Annotated in this window: 18 protein-coding genes; 4 read left to right on the top strand and 14 right to left on the bottom strand. The window is 60.8% G+C overall.

Translation table 11 applies throughout. The features are described 5' to 3' along the window. Positions 1–3: 3 nt before the first annotated feature. Complete coding sequence (locus LCM24_RS00940; RefSeq protein ID WP_224802380.1) at positions 4–2,334, bottom strand: P-loop ATPase, Sll1717 family; 2,331 nt, start codon at positions 2,332–2,334, stop codon at positions 4–6. Between the two features lie 287 nt (positions 2,335–2,621). Here LCM24_RS00940 and LCM24_RS00935 point away from each other — a divergent pair, with 287 nt between their 5' ends. Beyond that, complete coding sequence (locus LCM24_RS00935; protein WP_224802379.1) at positions 2,622–3,383, top strand: hypothetical protein; 762 nt, start codon at positions 2,622–2,624, stop codon at positions 3,381–3,383. A 30-nt stretch (positions 3,384–3,413) separates the two neighbouring features. On the opposite strand, the gene LCM24_RS00930 is transcribed toward LCM24_RS00935, so the two are convergent. Further along, a complete protein-coding gene (locus LCM24_RS00930; protein ID WP_224802378.1) occupies positions 3,414–3,926 on the bottom strand; it encodes a septal ring lytic transglycosylase RlpA family protein in 513 nt (170 codons plus the stop codon). Between the two features lie 943 nt (positions 3,927–4,869). Next, a complete protein-coding gene (locus tag LCM24_RS00925) occupies positions 4,870–6,084 on the bottom strand; it encodes an argininosuccinate synthase (RefSeq protein ID WP_224802377.1) in 1,215 nt (404 codons plus the stop codon). A gap of 156 nt (positions 6,085–6,240) precedes the next feature. On the opposite strand from LCM24_RS00925, the gene LCM24_RS00920 reads away from it, so the two are divergent. Further along, positions 6,241–6,678, top strand: coding sequence for a DUF1801 domain-containing protein (locus tag LCM24_RS00920; RefSeq protein WP_224802376.1), 438 nt, complete (start codon positions 6,241–6,243; stop codon positions 6,676–6,678). On the opposite strand, the gene LCM24_RS00915 is transcribed toward LCM24_RS00920, so the two are convergent. The 7 genes from LCM24_RS00915 to rlmN form a co-directional block, all read right to left on the bottom strand. Then, positions 6,679–7,419, bottom strand: a complete 741-nt coding sequence (locus LCM24_RS00915) for a molybdopterin-binding protein (RefSeq protein WP_224802375.1) — start codon at positions 7,417–7,419, stop codon at positions 6,679–6,681. After that, positions 7,409–8,080: a cytochrome b/b6 domain-containing protein gene (locus LCM24_RS00910; protein WP_224802374.1), complete on the bottom strand. Its 672-nt coding sequence runs from the start codon at positions 8,078–8,080 to the stop codon at positions 7,409–7,411. The genes LCM24_RS00915 and LCM24_RS00910 overlap by 11 nt, the downstream gene beginning before the upstream one ends. Next, entirely contained in the window at positions 8,077–8,844 is a 768-nt protein-coding gene (locus tag LCM24_RS00905; RefSeq protein ID WP_224802373.1) for an SDR family oxidoreductase, read from the bottom strand. Before LCM24_RS00905 ends, LCM24_RS00910 begins: the two co-directional genes overlap by 4 nt. A gap of 143 nt (positions 8,845–8,987) precedes the next feature. Continuing rightward, the gene (locus tag LCM24_RS00900) at positions 8,988–9,371 is read right to left on the bottom strand and encodes a glycine zipper 2TM domain-containing protein (RefSeq protein ID WP_160595107.1); all 384 of its coding nucleotides are present in this window, start codon (positions 9,369–9,371) and stop codon (positions 8,988–8,990) included. Between the two features lie 120 nt (positions 9,372–9,491). Further along, positions 9,492–10,139, bottom strand: a complete 648-nt coding sequence (locus tag LCM24_RS00895; protein WP_224802372.1) for an MOSC domain-containing protein — start codon at positions 10,137–10,139, stop codon at positions 9,492–9,494. A gap of 169 nt (positions 10,140–10,308) precedes the next feature. Continuing rightward, the gene (locus LCM24_RS00890; RefSeq protein WP_224802371.1) at positions 10,309–10,920 is read right to left on the bottom strand and encodes a class I SAM-dependent methyltransferase; all 612 of its coding nucleotides are present in this window, start codon (positions 10,918–10,920) and stop codon (positions 10,309–10,311) included. After that, complete coding sequence (gene rlmN, locus LCM24_RS00885; protein WP_224802370.1) at positions 10,917–12,161, bottom strand: 23S rRNA (adenine(2503)-C(2))-methyltransferase RlmN; 1,245 nt, start codon at positions 12,159–12,161, stop codon at positions 10,917–10,919. The genes LCM24_RS00890 and rlmN overlap by 4 nt, the downstream gene beginning before the upstream one ends. A gap of 281 nt (positions 12,162–12,442) precedes the next feature. On the opposite strand from rlmN, the gene LCM24_RS00880 reads away from it, so the two are divergent. Continuing rightward, positions 12,443–13,105, top strand: a complete 663-nt coding sequence (locus LCM24_RS00880; RefSeq protein WP_224802369.1) for an outer membrane protein — start codon at positions 12,443–12,445, stop codon at positions 13,103–13,105. 53 nt (positions 13,106–13,158) lie between these two features. Here the strand turns inward: LCM24_RS00880 and LCM24_RS00875 are convergent, their stop codons facing one another. The 3 genes from LCM24_RS00875 to LCM24_RS00865 are packed head-to-tail and all read right to left on the bottom strand — an operon-like array spanning position 13,159 to position 16,083. Then, positions 13,159–13,647: an invasion associated locus B family protein gene (locus tag LCM24_RS00875; RefSeq protein WP_224802368.1), complete on the bottom strand. Its 489-nt coding sequence runs from the start codon at positions 13,645–13,647 to the stop codon at positions 13,159–13,161. Further along, the gene (locus tag LCM24_RS00870) at positions 13,640–14,119 is read right to left on the bottom strand and encodes a GreA/GreB family elongation factor (RefSeq protein ID WP_160595101.1); all 480 of its coding nucleotides are present in this window, start codon (positions 14,117–14,119) and stop codon (positions 13,640–13,642) included. The genes LCM24_RS00875 and LCM24_RS00870 overlap by 8 nt, the downstream gene beginning before the upstream one ends. 23 nt (positions 14,120–14,142) lie before the next feature. Continuing rightward, entirely contained in the window at positions 14,143–16,083 is a 1,941-nt protein-coding gene (locus LCM24_RS00865; protein ID WP_224802367.1) for a lytic transglycosylase domain-containing protein, read from the bottom strand. 105 nt (positions 16,084–16,188) lie between these two features. On the opposite strand from LCM24_RS00865, the gene dapA reads away from it, so the two are divergent. After that, on the top strand, positions 16,189–17,070 hold the full coding sequence (gene dapA / locus LCM24_RS00860) for a 4-hydroxy-tetrahydrodipicolinate synthase (RefSeq protein WP_224802366.1): 882 nt from the start codon (positions 16,189–16,191) through the stop codon (positions 17,068–17,070). An 18-nt stretch (positions 17,071–17,088) separates the two neighbouring features. Here dapA and LCM24_RS13050 read toward each other — a convergent pair whose 3' ends face one another. Then, positions 17,089–19,014, bottom strand: coding sequence for an alpha/beta hydrolase family protein (locus LCM24_RS13050; RefSeq protein WP_224802365.1), 1,926 nt, complete (start codon positions 19,012–19,014; stop codon positions 17,089–17,091). Positions 19,015–19,177 lie beyond the last annotated feature (163 nt).

Here is a 19,177-nt window from a genome sequence, read left to right as displayed (position 1 = left end):
GCCCTAGAGACGTTGTTCAAGCGCCCGATAAATGGCCGGATTGAACAGAAATTCATTCTGCTGAGCGTTAATACGAATCTCTGCGTTCAACCTCTTCTGGTTGTAACCGACATCATAGATATAGACTGCTTCTTCACCTCGTTTAACCCCGATTAGTCCGTACCAAAGCATTAATCGAATCGCTTCTTGTGATTCATCCGGATTGAGGCCGCCCTTTAGCAAGTATTCTGCAAGTTTCTCCATCGACAATGTTTGTGGACAACCAACAAAATAGTAGAGTATTTCGGCGTCTAGACCCGAAACATCGCGCAACTCGAAGCCGAAGTCATCAAGAAGGGCGTATGAGTTCTGGCGTACAGCTTCTAGGCAATCTTCAGCGCTGACGCGATCATGTCCGCGATTGACCGCATTCCCGACTGCTAATTCAATCAATTGAATAAGAAATCGAGGTCTCATAAAGCAGTGATCGGTGAAAAATTGGAATGATGGCTTACCATCTACAGTGGCGCAAAACCGCGAACTCCAAAGCGTTTCGAAATCCAACTCTCCGCCAAGAGATGATTGGAGTCTTTTCAGAACCACTTGACGCAGTTTTTCACTATCTGTCCAGTCAATGTTTACTCGCCCCGATTTTCCGCGATCGGGGGTGTCGTCCAATAGTATCTCGAATATATCGTTACGCAAAAATACAGTGGACCGAAACTCTCGCTTCTTAGCAGATAGATCTTGAGACAACTTATTTAAAGCATCGAGTAAGTATCGAACGAGTCTGATATCGAAACTGGAAACGCCTGCAGAGGACCAGCCTTTATCGATATTGTCGAATAGCACCGTGAAAGTTGTCGCAATTTTAGAATTCCTGACGATGAAATCTCGCGCAGCCGGTATTGCTGAGCTATACATCGCCTCCGTGAGAGATTTTAGACGTTCTTCTTTGCTGTGACTCTCTCTCGAATTCATCTCCGACAAAAGAAAACGAGTTGTCGAATTCAGGCGGGTCGTAAAATCGCCTTCAAAGTCAATTTTGTGATCTCCTATAACGTCATTTGCTTCATCGATTATTCTCAATGCATCTGGGTCTGCAATTTTCCGCTGTTCAGCCTCTCGTTTGATCAGAAGCACAATTTCGGAGACGACAATGAAGTACCAGAATGCGACGATGCTGTGGCTAACAGCACCCAAATTTTCTATTTGCTCGAGTTCATCGCGTAGCTCAACGAGTTGATGGGACTCCGGTTTCAAGTCTAAGACGAGGTGATCCTTCTTCGAACGAAGGACATCTCTCACTCGGAAGAAGATCGCACTTTTTCCTGAGCCTTTGCGACCCGTAACGATCTTCACTTCTCCGCGTTGAACACGATTGAATTCGGCTGTTTCTACAAAATACTGCGAGAGCGTACGGAACTCGTTCTCGGCGGCTGCTGCGCCCATCGAAATTGCGCGGAGAGCCTGAGACTTATCTGCCTTTGGCATGTCGATCGTCTGAGCGTATTGCAGTGTTTCCTGCGCGAAATCGTGCACAATATTTTCAACCGACCTATCGTCTACGGCGCTTCTAACTTTGTCCCGAAAATCAGCAGGTGGTTCCTCAAACCCCGTCTGCAATCTTATGAGAAGAACTTTACGCCTCAAGCCTGCAGCTAAACCCGCGACGAAGGCGGCTCGCAGGTTATGCTCTTCATGTCCTACTGTATGACTTTCCAGCAAGGGGATGATCACACCTGCACTTGCTGAGACATCGGCAATAATTGTCGGCGTCGAGAAACGAGGTGTCTCTACAGGGTCAAAGCTTCGATAAAAAACCTTCGCCTTTTTTATTGAGGATACGATCGCATTCCGGAAATCAGTTTTTATTACAGTGTCGAGTAGATATAGCGGTTGTCGGAAGTCTACTTCCTTTTGATAGACGTTCAGAAGTCTATGACCAGGCCTTGATTTCAACCGGTTAGCTAACTCCCTTGAATTGGCGTATTGAAGGTAACCAAGATTATCGAAAATACCTAACTTTTGGACTTTCTTCGCGGCATCGACGATACCCTTATTCAGAAGAGGTCCAACAGCCTTCCCGTGTCCTATCGCATATCCCAACTCATAGTATACATTCGGATTAGGGTAGGTGATATCAAAGAACGCGTATGTCGCGCGACGAATTGATTTTCGCACTTGATCCGGAATGAACCCCCCGAAAACATCCATCTGTGGCCAAGCTAAAACGGTAGTCTTAGCACCCTCCATATGCGGCAACGATTTCTGAATCGTGTTGAATACTTCCGGCGGGGATGACGGGTAAGCAAAAAATGCTTGGCGATCATTCTTTGTGGAGCGGGCGTTCATTTTGGGCAATTTAGTCTGACCGTTTCGTTTTGGAAGTGCGTTCCGTGCAAATTTCTTATGAATCCCCAGATGACTAGGTTTCCTAACTGTAGTGCCTGCAATAACTAACCCAGTTCACTCGAACCCATAAGGTGAACCATGAACTTCGTTTTTTGTTTGCGCCCGCAAACGTCGGGCGGAGCGCGATCGCGCTCCTTGACTTCCTCGCATAAGCTCGGGCGGCCGGTCGGCTTTGTCTCGCCTTGCGGCTCGGTTCTTTCGCCAATCGTTGGCGTGGGAGGTGTCGCTTGACCCCCATCGTCCCGATCGAACCCGCTCCCACTCACGGTCCGCATGGGGAGGGGCGGTCGGTGTTGACGCCTTCGCTCCAGGCGGAGTTCCTCAAAAGCCTCCAGCTGTTCGGCAATGTCCGGCTCGCGTGCCGGGCGGCCTCGTGCTCGGCGCAGACGGCCTATCGCGCGCGGCGGCGGTCTTCCGGCTTTGCGCGGGCGTGGGATGCGGCTCTGCTCGCGGCGCGGGCTGCGGCAGAGGCGACGCTCGCCGATCGCGCGATCAACGGGGTGGAGGAGGCGGTCTTCTATCACGGCGAGGAGGTGGCGCGGCGCAGGCGCTATTCCGACCGCCTGCTGCTCGCGCACCTGGCGCGGCTCGACCGGCTCGAGAAAAAGCCCGAAATCGCGGCCGAGCTGGATATGCTCGACGAGCGGATCGAGGCGCTGGAGCGGGGCGAGGAACTGGCAGCGGCGCACTCGCCCGAAGAATTGGCCCAGGAGTGTGTTCCACCCGTTCCACTCTGTAGGGAATGCGGGGAGCAATCCGACACGCTGGACGAAGAGGACCTGTGCGCGTGCTGCGTCACCTGGGTCGAGCGCGTGCTGGCGATGCACGATGCGCGGCCTGCCGATGCGCCAAGCATCGAGGAACAGGCGCAGGCGCTGGGGATGGAGCCTCTCGCGCTGGAGGAGCTGCAGCTATCCGCCTACGAGGGGCGCATGCAGGAGTGGTGGCTCTTCACCGGTAAGGACGGGAAGGGCGCGTTCGTGTGGTAGTGGCGAAGGGCTGGCGCTGTGGCGCGGTGCCTACCTCACCAGTTCCAGCTCTACCGAGCCGTGACCGCGCTGGACCAGCCCGATCTGCTGGGCCGCGGCGCGGCTGAGGTCGATGGTGCGGCCATGTGCGTAGGGACCGCGGTCGTTGATGCGCACGATGACCGAAGCCCCCGTGCGCGGGTTGGTGACCTGGACCAGGCTTCCGAAGGGCAGCGTCTTGTGCGCAGCTGTCATGGCGTTCATGTCGAACCGCTCGCCATTGGCGGTGCGGCGGCCGTGGAACCGGCGGCCGTAATAGGAGGCAACCCCGCTGCCGAGCGAGGTCGTGGCAGGCTCCACCTCGATCGGGGGATCGAAGGTGTCGAGATCCACCGCCTCCGGACCCGGCGCAGGCGCATCGGGCAGGGGGGCGTACTCGGCGAAGCTCGCCTGGAAATGGGTGTCGGTTACTGGGGTAAGCTCGCGCTCTTCCGAATGACCGGCAGTGCCGGGCAGCACCAGTGCTGCAACGAAGAGTGCGCTGCGTAGCGCGCGTTTGGCCATGAATGGACCTCCCGTTCGGTTCGGGAGGATATAGGCGATGCGCCGCGCGGAGTCGTTAACGTGGACGGAAACTGCCCCGTTTTGGCCACGTTTCAACGCGCCGATACGGAGGGCCTGCGCTTTCCTACTGCATTTGGGGTGTGCCAGGTGGTGCGCATACCACAGAGCGATTCGGTGTCTTTGACGGCAGTGGCTGCCGGATCGCGAGGGAAGGGTGCCGCATAGCAAATGGGGCCGGCATTGCTGCCGACCCCACTCTCACCGATGCGTGGCCGTGTTCCTTCAACCGAAGTTCAAGGGACGCAGACTTGGCATCCGATGTTTTCCCTTCCGTTCCGTCCGAAGACTTCCCTTCCGGTTCTGTCACCGGCGCTCGCACCGGCATCCGGCTCCACCCTCCAATCAGCCCGGTCCAGTCGCGTCGCGGCCGAAGCCGTTCGCTTACTTTCCCCAGCCGACCTTCAACAGGCAGCTCCGCAGCCCGACCTTCCGTTGATGGCCGGAGCCTCGAACGGTTGCATCGCCATCCGGTCCGAAGACCTTGTTGCGACGCCTCCTTCGGCATCCGACCGGGTTGGCCCGGCTCGTAATGGAACGTTACGCGTCTTCGTCATCGACCCGCCTTGCGTCCGGCGTGAGCCTTCGGCACGAGGGTCTCGTAAGTCGCGCGGACAGGTTCCGCTACGTCTTTCCGGTTCCGAATTTCCTAAGTCTTTCAGGTCGTTAGACCGTCGAGACCGGAAGCTTTCTTCGCCGTTCCGATGACTTGAAGCTGCGCCCGATCGCCCGATTCTTCAAGCGCACAAGAGGCGAGTTATCCACTTTCCACATAATTCGCTGTGGAGGGAGGTGGATAAGTCAACCGTTCGTCGCAAAGATTCGAACCCTAGCGCCGCTAAGCGCGCAATTTTACGGCCCTACGGGCAAGCTGGCCGGTAATTCTCTACCGGTCACGCTTGGCCAGCAGGCGAAGTCGCAAGGCATTCAACTTGATGAAGCCCTCGGCATCTTTCTGATCGTAAGCGCCTGCGTCATCTTCGAATGTGACGTGGGCTTCGGAATAGAGCGACTGATCGGACTTCCGCCCGACGACCATTGCGTTGCCCTTGTAGAGCTTCAGCCTGACGGTCCCGCTGACCTTCTCCTGGCTGAGATCGATGGCCGCCTGCAGCATCTCGCGCTCGGGGCTGAACCACAGGCCGTTGTACACCAGTTCCGCATAGCGCGGCATGAGCTCGTCCTTGAGATGTGCTGCTCCCCGGTCGAGCGTGATCTGCTCGATACCGCGGTGCGCACGGGCATAGATCTCGCCGCCCGGAGTTTCGTACATCCCGCGGCTCTTCATCCCGACGAAGCGGTTTTCGACCAGGTCGAGGCGCCCGATGCCATGCTTGCGTCCCAGCTCGTTGAGGGCGGTCAGCAGGGTAGCGGGGCTCATGGCCTCGCCATTCAGCGAAACACCGTCGCCCTTCTCGAAGCCGATCTCGATGTATTCAGGCGTGTCGGGCGCGTCTTCCGGGTGATCGGTGCGCGAATAGACGTAGTCGGGTGTCTCTTCCCACGGATCTTCCAGCACCTTGCCCTCGCTGGAGGTGTGCAGGAGGTTGGCATCGGTCGAGAACGGGCTTTCCCCGCGCTTGTCCTTCGGAACGGCAATCTGGTGCTCCTCGGCCCATGCGATGAGCGCCGTGCGGCTCGTGAGGTCCCACTCGCGCCAGGGGGCGATGACCTTGATATCCGGATCGAGCGCGTAGGCGGACAATTCGAAGCGCACCTGGTCGTTGCCCTTGCCGGTCGCTCCGTGCGCGATCGCATCGGCGCCGGTTTCGTGAGCGATCTCCACGAGGCGCTTGGAAATGAGCGGCCGGGCAATCGAGGTGCCGAGGAGATAATCCCCCTCGTACCGCGCGTTGGCCCGCATCATCGCGAAGACGAAATCGCGCACGAATTCCTCGCGCAAATCCTCGATGAAGATGTGCTTGTCGGGAATGCCCATAGCTCGCGCTTTCTCGCGCGCAGGCTCGATCTCCTCGCCCTGACCGAGGTCGGCCGTGAACGTGACCACTTCCAGCCCACGCTCGACTTCGAGCCATTTGGCGATGACGGAGGTATCGAGGCCACCGGAATAGGCGAGGACGACGCGTTTGATTTCGGACATGGAGTGCACCTTGGTTAGCTTGGCCGCGCGGCTAGCAGGAGCGCGAGGCAGTAGGCAATCAAGAAGCGCTAGGCGGGCCGAAAGCGGCGGGTTCTCGCGGAAGGCCGAAGTCGCCCGAATTTTGGTTGGAAAGGTCAGGCGTGCTAATCGTCAGCTATGGCAGAAGCTAAGACGCAAATCACCGATCGCGATCCCGCGGACTTCATTGCTGCAGTCGAGCCGCAACGCAAACGCGAGGAAGCTGGCCGTCTCGACGAGCTGTTCCGCAAGGTGACAGGTGAAGCACCGAAGATGTGGGGACCATCCATCATCGGCTACGGCGAATACCGCACGACCTACGAAAGCGGGCGTGAAGTACACTGGATGCGCAGCGGCTTTAGCCCCCGCAAGGCCAAGCATTCGCTCTATCTCATGGGTGGATACTGCGACCCGGAAACCGGCAGGCGGCGCGACGAACTGCTGGCCAAACTCGGTAAGTATGCGACGGGGAAGAGCTGCCTCTACATAAACAAGCTTGCCGACGTCGACATGGATGTGCTCGAGCAATTGGTGCGCAACGACTGGGAAGGCATGGCGCGCAAATACCCCGATTGATCAGATACCGGCGTACCACTGGTAGCCGGCGCGGTCTTCCCAGTAGCCGCCTTTCCCGCCTGCAATATCATCGAGGCTCGCGACCGCTTCGATGGTAGTGAGATACTTGGCGTGCTTGTAGCCCAGCTGACGTTCGATGCGCATTCGTAGCGGGGCACCGTTGCGAATGGGGAGCGGTTCGCCGTTCAGCTCGTGCGCGACGATCGTCTGGGGGTGGTAAGCGTCGATGAGGTCGACGCTTTCGTAATAGTCCTGCCCGTTGAGGTTATCCGCGCAGCGGAACACGATGTATTTCGCCTCGGGCCTCAGCTTTGCTGCGTCGAGCAGCAGGGAAAGCTGCGGTCCGGTCCATTCGCCGATTGCGCTCCAGCCCTCGACGCAATCATGGCGCGTAACCTGCGTGCGCTGGGGCAGCTTGCGAATGTTCTCGAGACTGAGCGAGAGCGGGTGTTCGACGAGGCCGCGCACTTCCAGCCGCCAGTCCGCAAAACCTGCTTCGGCGTGGGCCGGGTAGTCACCGTTTTGCGGATCGACCGAACCGTTGCCCCGGAAGAAGGGGGAGATGGCGCTGCGCGGGAACTCGGGGGCGAGCGCTTTCCTGTCAGTCAGGAACTCGTGTGCATTCTTGTGCCACTTTTCCGCGGCGCCCAGCAGTTTCGATCCAGCGTCGCTATCGGCGAACTTGTTGCACCCGGCGACGAACCCGGCGCCGAGCACTGCGAGAAACCCCCTACGCTTCATCGATGCGTCCTCCGGTGATCATGTCCCGGATTTGCCGGTAAGGGCCTGCCAGGACGACCAGGGCCAGATGTACGATGAAGAAGCCCAAGATGGCGAAAGCGAAGATGAAGTGCAGGCTGCGTGCCGATTGCCTGCCGCCAAGGAGGTCGACCATCCATCCGAGCAGCGGCTCCAGCCCCGGACTGATCGCCATTCCGGTGAAGACCATCATCGGCAGGAATACTCCCAGCACCAGCCCGTAGGCCACCTTCTGGAGGAAATTGTACTTACCGTCCCCGTGGTCGAAATCGAGCTTCAGGTGATGGACGATGTCGCGCTTTATGTTGGACCAGCGCCATTCGCGTCTGCTGGTGGCGATGTCGCGCTTGAAATGCCTGTTGAGGAGCATCGCAGCCCACATGAAAAGCAGGCCTAGCGCAAACGGCCAGGCGACGAGGATATGCCAGTCGCGTGCAACCGCGAGGCTGTAATAGCCGGGGATCGTCATCCAGTCGGGGAAACGGGGAACTTCGAGCCAGGCCTGCTGGCGGGAAAAGCCCCAGTCGCCCCAGTAGAGCAGGCGATGGGCATTGGAGATCGTCAGTCCCGACATGAACAGGACGACCACGCAGAACAGGTTCAGCCAATGCCACAAGCGCGTAGAAAGGGCGTGACGTTTCAAGCCCCGGCTCCCTCTTCCCGGGCGAGGTAGATGACATCCCGGTCCTGCTGCAACAGGTGCTGGCCGCTGTCGATGAAGAGCGTCTGGCCGCTTGCGAGGTCGCCTTGCGCCAAGAACACGGCGGCATCGGCAATCTCGTCTGCCCCGGTGCGTCGCCGGAGCAGGTTCATCCGGTGCGATCGCTCGGCCTCCTCTTCCGTCTGATCGTGGCTCGGCAGTATCGCTCCGGGAGCGAGACCATACACCCGGTCGCCATCGCGGGTTGCGCCCATGGAAAGCATTGCGATGGTGGCGTCGAGCGCATGCTTGCTCATCGTATAGCTGAAGAAGTCGGGATTGGGGTTGCGCAACTTCTGGTCGGTGACTTGGATTACGCAGCGCCCGTCCTCTGACCTTGCCCCCTTAAGGAAGGACTGTGCCATGCGGGCGGGGGAGCGGGCATTGATCTGCATCGCCCTCTGGTTCGTGTCGGGATCGAGCCCGGTTACATCGTCAGGAGAGAAAGCGGAGGCGGAGTTTACCAGCACCCGCCAATCCTCGTGGCGCTGCGCAAGCTCTTCGATCATTTGAACCGCAGCATCGCCATCGCGCAGATCGCAGCAGACCGTCTCCGCACTTGGCAGGCTGTCAGCCAGTTCCTGAGCCGCGCCATCGGAGCTGTGGTAGTGGATGATGGCGTGCCAGCCCTTCGCAGCGAAGGCCTTCACGATGGCGGCCCCGAGCCGCTTTGCGCCACCGGTCACCAGTACGGCGGGCCGGGTCATCGGGAAAGCTCGTCGGATCGATCCATGGTGCCGGTCTGGACCAGCAATGCGTGTGCGATCAAGCCCTTTGCGCCGATGAGGTGCGGACAAGCAAAACGCCGCGAGCCAAGGGGCCCGCGGCGCTTGCTGTCATCTCAGGTCTATCAGCGGCAGCGTAGGCTGCCCCGGTCGATCTCGCGTCCGACGATTGCGCCCACGGCGCCGCCGAGGATCGCGCCCAGCGTGCGGTCGCCGCGACCGGCCAGCTCGTGGCCTGCCAAAGCGCCGACACCTGCACCGATGACGAGACCGGTCGTGCCGTTGTCACGCTTGCAGTAATAGCGGCCGTCGCGGCCACGCCACATGTAGCTGTCGCGCGTGATGCGGCGCGGCGTGACGTAGTAGCCCTGGTTGTTGTACATCCGGTCCTTGGCGCGCTTGCCGTGAGCCGGTGCCCAGCTGGGCGGGTCGGCGGCTGCCGGAGCGGCGGTTCCGAGGCCGGTCACGGCCATCGTGCCGGCGGCAAAAGCGAGTGCGATCTTCTTCATTATGCGTCCCCTAATGAGAGTGATTTGTCGCCAGTTTGCGGCGGGGATTACAACCGCGGATGAACAAACGCCTTTAACTCGAAATTAGCGATAAACCGACCGGCGGCCTGCGACGAAATGCTATGATTTCAATCTCCCACGTGCCTTCTCGCGCCACTTTGTGGTGAGCCGGTCGAGCCCGGCAATCGCGCGCAACTCGTCCTGATTCGGAGTTGCCTCAGGGTCGTAGAGAGCCGCGAACACGCGGGCGACGCTCCAGTCGGCATGGCCATCCTCGACCTTGCGCAATTCGTCGCCCGCCTCGGCCTCGCCTTCCTCGACGACACGGTAGTACCAGCCGCAATTGTGCGCGCCGAGGATGTGCGCGACCATGCCCTTGCGGCCGAAGCGATGCTCTATCTTCCAGCATGGCTGGCGAGGCTGGCTGACTTCGAGCAAGGCAGTTCCAAGGCGGAAACGATCGCCGATGAGGACCTTGTCCTCTTTCAGGCCGGCGACCATCAGGTTTTCGCCGAAAGGGGCAGGGCCAGCCAAGAGAGGATGTCCGCCCAGTACCTCGTTCCAGGCGCGATAATGGTCGGTCGGATAATGGTGCACCGCCATGTCGATCCCGCCGTGGTGCTTCGTATCGGCGACCATATCCCCTTCGATGCCGAAACTGCGGAAGGTCGCCTTTCCTTCCAGCGGGCGTTTGTCGATGGCGCTGAGTTCCGCGCCATTGAAGGGCTTGGGCAGGCCGATGCAGATGGCGTCGATGCGAATAGTCATGACAGGCCTGGAAATCCTACAGAATGGAACGGGTGGAACACGGTCCAGGTGAGTAAATTCTGCCCACCTTGCAAGTGGCGGCTTCCGGTCGTTTTACAGGGCGTCAGCACAGTCATCCGCCCCTTTCCAGCACAAGGCGCCAAAGTAGGAAAGGGTTGGCCCGTCGCGGTCAATCGTCAGCGCGCCGGACGGTCAGGGCATACCAGTCGCGCTGAATGCCGTCGGCCCCTTCGCCGCGGTAGCGCACGGCATCGAGGATGGTGAAACCCGCTTCACCGTAACGCTCCTCGAGCCATTCGGGCGAAGGGAGATTGGTCCAGCGACCCAGCGGATCGCGGCCTTCGTCCGGATGCGCCTCGTCGCCCAGCTTGTAATTGGCAAAATGCAGCCCGCCGGGACGCAGGGCGGCGTGGATCGATCGCAGGACGGGCGGAAGATCGACGCGGGGCAGGTGCAGCAGGCATGCGTGTGCCCAGATCGCATCATAGGCACTCTGCGCATCGAGTTCGGAAAACAGCAGCTTGCGTGCCGGAAGGTCGAAGCGTTCACGTGCCTTGCGGGCCATGGCCTCGGTCCCGTCGGTCGGATCGACCCCAAACCCGCGTTCGACCATGCGCGCGGCATCCCGGCCACTCCCGCAGCCGAGCTCCAGGATCTCGGCCCCGGCATCCAGCCGGTCGAGGAAAGCGTCGAGAAAGCGGCTCGGCCCTTGGCCGAATGACAGGGTGTAGCGCGGCGCGTTCGCCTCGTAATAGGCGATCGTATCCGCGTCCGCGCTCACTCCTGCGCGGCTCCGGCCTCTGCCGCTTCTCGATCACGCTGGGCGCGCGATTTCTTTTCGGCAGTGGTCTTCAGCTGGCCGCAAGCCGCATCGATGTCGCGGCCGCGCGGGGTACGGACGGGCGCGGAAATGCCGTTTTCAAAGACGATGTTCGAAAAAGCGCGCACGCGCTCGGGCGTGGAGCATTCATAGGGCGCGCCGGGCCAGGGGTTGAACGGGATCAGGTTCACCTTGGCGGGAAGGTCGTATTCCTTGATCAGGCGCACCAGTTCTCGCGCATCGTCGTCGGAATCGTTCTTGTCCTTCAGCATCACGTATTCGAAGGTGATGCGCCGGGCGTTGCTGGCACCCGGATAGGCGGCGCACGCCGCAAGCAGTTCCTCGATGCCGTACTTCTTGTTGATCGGGACGATCTCGTCGCGGACTTCCTTGGTCACTGCGTGGAGCGACACGGCGAGGTTCACGCCGATTTCCTCGCCGCAGCGTTCCATTGCCGGAACGACGCCGCTGGTCGACAGCGTAATGCGGCGCTTGGAAAGGGCCAGGCCTTCGCCATCCATCACCAGCTTCAGCGCGTCGCGGACGTTCTCGAAATTGTAGAGCGGTTCGCCCATGCCCATCATGACGATATTCGTCAGCAGGCGGCCGTCTGCGCGGTATTCGGTTTCGTCCGCTTCCTCGGCGAAATCCATCTTGCCCTTCGGCCATTCGCCCAGCGCGTCGCGCGCCAGCATGACCTGACCCACGATTTCGCCCGGCGTCAGGTTGCGCACGAGGCGCATGGTGCCGGTGTGGCAGAAGCGGCAGTTGAGCGTGCACCCCACCTGGCTCGACACGCACAGCGTTCCACGATCGGCATCGGGGATGAAGACCATTTCGAACTCGTGCCCGTCGGCCGTCTTCAGCAGCCACTTGCGGGTGCCGTCGTTCGAATGCTGGGCTTCGACCACTTCGGGACGGCCGATGACGAAACGCTCGGTCAGCCAGGGGCGCATGGTCTTGGCGATGTCCGTCATCGCTTCGAAATCGGTGACGCCGCGATGATAGAGCCAGTGGAACACCTGCTTGGAGCGCAGCTTCGCCTGCTTCGCTTCCAGCCCTGCGGTTTCGAACAGTTCGCGGATGCGCGCCTTGGGCAGGCCCATCAGATCCACGCGCCCGTCGGGACGCGGCGTGATGTCACGCGCGACGGGAACCGGGCCAACCTGCCCGGGGATGCTCATCAAAGTCGTATCGGCCATGGGAGCGGCGCATATAGGCGCGTGCGGGGTGAAAGGAAAGGGGCGTGCACAATGCGGGACCTTGCATTCGGTTTCCGGCAAATCGCCGGTTTCCCGCACCGTTCGTCGAAATTTTCGCCCGCTGCATTTGGTCGACGGCAGGATGCATTTCGTCGCTAATTTTGTTGCGCACTTGCAACACTTTCTTGTTGTGCGAGGTTAATGAAACGCAAGTGGGAAACTGCCGTTGATTGGGTCCACGCGCCGCACATGGCGCGTCGAAAACAACAATGGAGTTTACTATGAAAAAGGTCGCAACACTTCTGGTCGCCGGTTCGGCAATCGCCATGGCAGCCCCTGCCGCCGCCCAGGACAACTCGCCGTTCACCGGCCCGCGCGTCGAAGTCGTCGGCGGTTACGACGTCAGCAAGGCTGGCAGCTCGATCGATGACGATGTGAACGAAGATAACGACCAGTCGATCGAAGGCGTCGTTTATGGCGTTGGTCTCGGTTACGACTTCAATGCCGGCGGCGTGGTCCTCGGCCTTGAAGGTGAACTGACGGATTCCACGGCAGACGTCGAATTCGATAACGGCGATTTCGAAGGCTTCGGTCTCGGCGATGTGAACGCCGGCCGCGACCTCTATGTCGGCGCGCGCGTGGGTGTACTCGCACAGCCGGACCTGCTCATCTACGCCAAGGGCGGCTACACGAACGGCCGTTACAACATCAACAGCTCGTTCGACGGTGAAGAATACGCCGCGAAGCTCGACACCGATGGTTATCGCCTGGGTGCCGGCATCGAATACGCGCTGGATGCGAACACCTTCGCCAAGGTCGAATATCGCTATTCGAACTACAGCGATGCGGAACTCGACTTCGAAGGCGACATTGCCGACGTCGATGTCGGTGAAATCGACACCGACCGTCACCAGGTCATGGTCGGCTTCGGCTACCGTTTCTAATCGAACCTGAGTGAAGTGAAGGGCCGGTGGCAGCGATGCCATCGGCCCTCTCTTTATCTGAAGCGTCGACAGCCCAGGGTGGCCGCGTCGATCGCCGTTGCGGCGCCTGCAAGTTCGTAGGTGTCGGTGAAGCGGCGGCCATTGGTTGCGATTGCCGTGATGCGCATCGACGGTGCCGACCGCATGGCGGCGATGATCGCGGCGTCCATGGCTTTGTCCCGCGCCCAGGCCTTCTTCCCATCGACGGTCAGGGAATAGCTTTGCCGGCCGATGCGCAAATTGGCCTGTTTGGCGCGCAGGGGTTGCGATAGGCGCAGGTGGACCTGACCGCGTATGCTCCGTTTCGGCCAGTGTCCGACGGTCGCATAGCCGCTCGATGAGGTGCCGTCGCGTGCAGGTTCGGCTGCGGCGATTGCATAGCAACGCGGCACATTGGCGTCGCGAAAGGCGGCCCAGCCAGAAAACACGCCGAGGCTGTCCTTGGCCGCAAGCGGAGTGGCTGCGGCGATCATCACGGCAAGGGCGGCGGCAATCCTAGTCATAATCGATGGCGACGACTTCCCATTCCTTCACGCCGGATGGAAGCCTGACCGTGCGCAAATCCCCGACGCTTGCACCCCTCAATGCGCGGGCGAGGGGGCTGGACCAGCCGATCCGGCCCTTGCCTGCGTCCTGCTCGTCGTCGCCGACGAGAGTGACGGTCTTCTCGTTGTCGTCCTCGTCGGCCATCGTGACGCGCGCGCCGAAGAAGGCCTTGCTCTTGTCGGGCTGATCGGTCGGAGCGATGACCTGCGCAGCCTTCATGCGCCGGGCGAGATGGGCGAGCTCGCGGTCGATCTCGCGCATTTTCTTGCGGCCATACAGGTAATCGCCGTTCTCGCTCCGGTCGCCATTGCCCGCAGCCCAACTCACGATTTCGACGATCTCCGGGCGTTCCTTGCCCAGGAGATGGTCGTATCGCGCTTTCATTGCGGCATAGCCGGCCGGTGTAATCGGGTTGCTGCGGGTCTGCATAAGGCGGCGAGCCCTAGCGCAGATCAGCGCCCGACGTAATGGCGGATATCGCGCTCGTAGGAGGCGGACTTGTCGGGGTGGAGATTGGCGTAGGTTACCGCATTCCCGATCACGCGCATGACGTAATAGCGCGTTTCGAAATTGGCGGGGATCTGCTCGATCCAGGACACCCAGTCGACCGCGCCGGTGCGCGGGTCGCCGTTCAGGCGCAGCCACTGGTTCACCCGGCCCGGGCCCGCGTTATATGCCGCAATGGCCAGCGGATAGGCGCCGTTATAGCGGTCCATGAGCCGTGCGAAATGCGCGTCGCCGAGGCGGATGTTGTAGCTAGGATCGCCCGTCAGGCTGGCGGACATGTACTGGACGCCGATCTTGCCCGCTTCCTCGCGCGCGGTGCCGGGCATCAGCTGCATCATGCCGCGGGCCCCTGCATGGCTGACGCGTGTACGGTCGAACTCGCTTTCCTGCCGCGCGATGGCGTGGACCATGGTCCAGTTCGCGCCCGAATGCGTGGGTACGGTCGGGAAGCCCAGCCATTCGAAGTCCGCGAAGTCACGCTCTCCGGCCACCATTCCGGCAACGACCGCCATTTCCTCGAGCCCGGTGTCGCGGGCGAGTTCGGCGACGAGAGCCATTTCGGCAGGCGTATCGGCATTCTCCGCGATAGCCTCGAAGAAGGCCCGCTCGGTCTGCCATGCGCGCCGATTGCGCGCCATCTCGCGCAGGGCGAGCGTCAGCGGCTCGGCATTGAATGCGGCGCGCTGTTCAGCGGTGGGCTGTACGGGAGCGGCCTTGGCGAAATCCTTTACCGGACGACCGAGTTCGCTGAGCGCCAGCTGGCCATAGTAATACTCGGGGTGGCTCGAGGCCATTTCCCAATACCGGCGCGCTTCATCGCGATCGCCGGCCTTGGCGGCTGCTCGACCCGCCCAGTAAAAGCCCTTCGCGCGGGTCAGCTGCGTCTTGGCAGCGGCGCCATAGCGATAGAACAGCGGGGCGGCCTTGGCTCCGTCACCCATCGACCATAGCGCCTTCGTGCCGCCGAGCCACATCAGGTCGGTGTACTTGTCGCGCAGCTGGAAAGAGCCTTCGGAGATATCGGTCCCGGGCGCGAAGAGGTCGTCCACCTTGCTGGCGATGGCGACCGCCTGGGCGGTTCCGGCGCCCTGCGCGGCGCGCAGTGCCTCGGTAACAAAGTCGGCCCCGTCGAACGCCGGGCTGGAGGCAGGCGCACGCGTTGCCAGCAGGTTGATCGCCTGCGGCAGGCGGCCGTTGCTGCGGTAATAGCGCGCAAGATTGTAGACATAGCCGCTATCGTTCATCGCGCCCGAAGGCACGGTGAGGCCGATGCTCGCCGGATCGGTGCCCTGGAGCAGCGCAAGGCGCGCCTGGGCCATGTCGCGATAGGCGGGCGAGACGCGCACGATCTGACGTGCAGCAGCTTCCTGCTGGCCCTGCCACAAGAGCGCGTCCATGCGCGCATCGTGATCTTCGGGCGACAGGCGCTGGCCGAACAGGCCCTGCATATAGGCTTCTGCCGGTCCGCTCATCGAACCGCCACGCCACGCTTCACGCGCAAGGTCGAATGCCTCGGGACGGTTCATCGCCGCCAGCGCCAATGCATAACGCGCCTTGGCACCATTGGAGAGGGGAGGGTTCTTCTCGAAAAAGGCGACCAGCGATTGCGGCGAGATCGCCTCGTTATCGAGAGCGGCCTCGGCCCTGCGCTGGATCAGCGCGGCCTTGGGAAACTCGGGATAGGTCGACAGGAAGCCTGCGTATTGCGAGAAGGAGAGATCGTCTTCCTTCGTCAGATATTCCCACTGCGACAGCGCCTGCGTCATGCGGGTGGGTTGCTGTGCCACCATGCTGCGTTCGGGTACGGTGATCGTCTGGGCGATTGCGGGGCTCGCCATTGCAGTAGCGGCGAGAAATGCGAACGAAGCGAAAGTTTTATTGGCCATGCTGGACATAGTGCCCGGCCCCTCCTTATCAGGCGCTGAATGAATTGCGGCATGGGTCGCCACAAAGCGTCCCATTTTCATACCTCTAACGCAGGACTCGCGTAAATGTTCTCTGGCTCAATTCCCGCTCTTGCGACTCCTTTTCGCGACGGATCGTTCGATGAGGCTGCGTTTCGCAAGCTGGTCGACTGGCAGATCGAGAATGGCAGCAAGGGGCTGGTCCCCTGCGGCACGACCGGAGAGGCCTCCACGATCTCGAATGCGGAGCACCACCGGGTGATCGAGGTCTGCATCGAACAGGCCGCCGGACGCGTGCCCGTGATTGCCGGTTGCGGGTCGAACGACACGCGCAACGCGCTGCTCCACATGCAGTTCGCGAAGAAGGCGGGGGCAGCGGCGGGCCTATGCGTTGCGCCCTATTACAACCGGCCGAGCCAGGCCGGCCTGATCGCCCATTTCAGCTTCCTTGCAGAGAACAGCGACCTGCCGATCGTGCTCTATAATGTGCCCGGTCGAACGGTGACGGATATCGAGGACGACACGGTCTGCGAACTGGTGAACAAATATCCCGACCGCATTGTCGCCATCAAGGATGCGAGCGGCGACTTGTCGCGCGTTGCCGATCACCGCATGGGTATCGGCCGCGATTTCTGCCAGCTTTCCGGAAACGACGAACTGTGGCTGCCGCACAGCGCCGCGGGCGGATCGGGCTGCATTTCGGTGACGGCGAATGTCGCGCCTGCCCTATGTGCCGAATTCCACGAAGCGATTGCCGCTGCCGACCTGATCAAGGCGCGCGAGATCAACGATCGCCTCTTCCCGTTGCACTATGCGATGTTCTCGGACGCCAGCCCGGCACCGGTGAAATATGCTCTGAGCCGTGTGCACGACTGGTTCCCGGACGATGTGCGCCTGCCGATCTGCAAGGCCAGCGACGCCAGCCGCAAGGCCGTGGAGGAAGCGCTGGAGCACGCCGGATTGATCTGACCCGGCGTGCCCCTGGCGTCAGTCGGCAGGGTTATGTTTCTCGACGAAGCCGACTGCCGCTTTCAGCATCTGCTTGCGGGTAGAGGATAGCGACAGCCAATGGTCTTCGCCTTCGAGCGGGACCAGTTCGTAGGGTTTCTTCGCATCCTTGAGCGCATCCGCCATCCGGTGCGAGTGCACGTAAGGTACGACCGTGTCGTCGCGTCCGTGGATCAGCATGACGGGCGCGGAGGCTTTTTCCGCATTCTTCAGCGGCGAGACTTCGTCCCAGCGATCTTTGGGACCGAGTTGCAGCAGCAGGCTATTGCGCGTTGTCCGCACGCGGCCGTCGTTGCGAACGTCCTCGTTGAACATATTGCGGATATCGCTGACAGGCGCAACGGCGACTGCGCATTTGTATATGTCCTGCTGGAGCGTCACGCCGGCTAGGGCTGCGAAACCGCCATAGCTTGCACCTACGATGCAGGCGCGGTCCGGATCGACGATGCCCTTATCGGCCAACACCGCGAGGCCGTCGGAAATATCGGTCTGCATGGCACGGCCCCATTCGCCATATCCTGCCTGGCGGAATGCCTGGCTGCGATTGGTCGAGCCGCGGAAATTGGGCTGGAACACCGCGTATCCGCGCGAAGCGAAAGCCTGCGCCCACCAGTCGAAGCTCGCGCTGTCGTAGGAGTGCGGGCCGCCATGCGGGAGCATGATGACGGGCAAGTTCTTTGCCTCGCGGCCCGGCGGGAGCGTCAGGATGCCATCCATCTCGAGACCGTCCGATGCCTTGTAGTCGACCACCGAAATCGCGCCGACTTCGTCCGGGCCTATCGCTAGGCGCTCGTAAGCGAAGGCGTCGGCTCTGCCTGCGCCGAGATTGACCTTGTACCAGGTGCCGCTGTCCAGATTGCCGGACGTCCTCACCAGCACGGTGTCGAACGGGCTGGTCCAGTCCGCCATGCGCATTTGAAGATTGGGGAAGGCCGCCTTTAAGTTTTTTGCCGAGGCGCTGCGTTTCGGATCATGGAACACCGCACGCTTTTCGCCTTCGCCTTCCAGGTAGCCTGTCAGATGACCGGTGGTTCCATCGAAATAGAGACGGTCCACGTCGACATCGTCGAGAAACAGCTTGGATTCGCCGGTGGCAAGGTCGACGTCATGCCACTTGGTCAGACCTTCGTCGTCGCGCTCCCAATAGATCACGCTGGTTCCGTCGTACCCAAGTCCGACGAGGCCGGCGCGCCCCTCGCGCTGGCGTCCCTTCAGGATTGTCTTCTGGCCGTCTCCGTAGAGGCGCCAGTCGCCGCTTTCGTTATCGATCTCGAAGGTTGCGGCGACCTCACCATCGGCACCGATGAGCCAGTCGCGGTCCTCTCCCTGCTGGGCGGAAGCCGCGATTTTCCTGACCGACATGTCCTCTACGTCGACGCGGTAAAGGAAGGGACGGCCGTGGTTGAAGGAATGGCCCAACCGGGTGCCGGGCCCGGAGATTTTCTCGAGGACTACTGCTCCGAAGTACGCATACCAGCGGCCATCGACCTTGCGCTTGCCATAGTAACCGAAAATGCGGTCTACGAGTTCGCGGCGGTTGGCAAAGACGATCTCGCCGGTGGAGCCGGTTCCAACCGGCACGATGTGCGCGACAGTGAATTCGTGAAGATTTGTCGTGAAGCCAGGACCCAGCTTTTCGGTCTGGCTTGTAATAAGCAGCACGTGATCTTCGCCGACCCAATCGAGGTTCCGTAGCTTGAGCAGGCCGATATTCAGGGATCCGATAACGCTGGAATCCGGGCCGATGAAGGTCAGGATGCGGGTATCTTCCATCTTCATGACGAGAGCGATCCGATCGCCCGACGGTGACAGGGCCACCTCTTCTACGCCTGGTAATTCTCCATATTCGGAAAGCGCCACTTCTTTCGGATGCGATTGAGCCTGCGCCGGATATTGCGCGCTCACAGTAATGGCCAGTGCGCACACTAGCCTTCCAAAAATATTCACGGTTGCGAACCCCTGGAAAATAACCTCGTTATTCGGTGTATAAAGTATACCCACCTTGCGCAACCGCAGTGCCGAGCTTTCCCTTCACCTTTCGATCCCAAGCGCCTACATGCACCGCCGA

It is taken from the genome of Qipengyuania aquimaris, from assembly GCF_020171965.1.
In the GTDB taxonomy this organism is placed as follows: Bacteria; Pseudomonadota; Alphaproteobacteria; order Sphingomonadales; family Sphingomonadaceae; genus Qipengyuania; species Qipengyuania aquimaris_A.
Note: the sequence above shows the minus strand (reverse complement) of the source record. Positions and strands in the feature narration are given on the sequence as shown.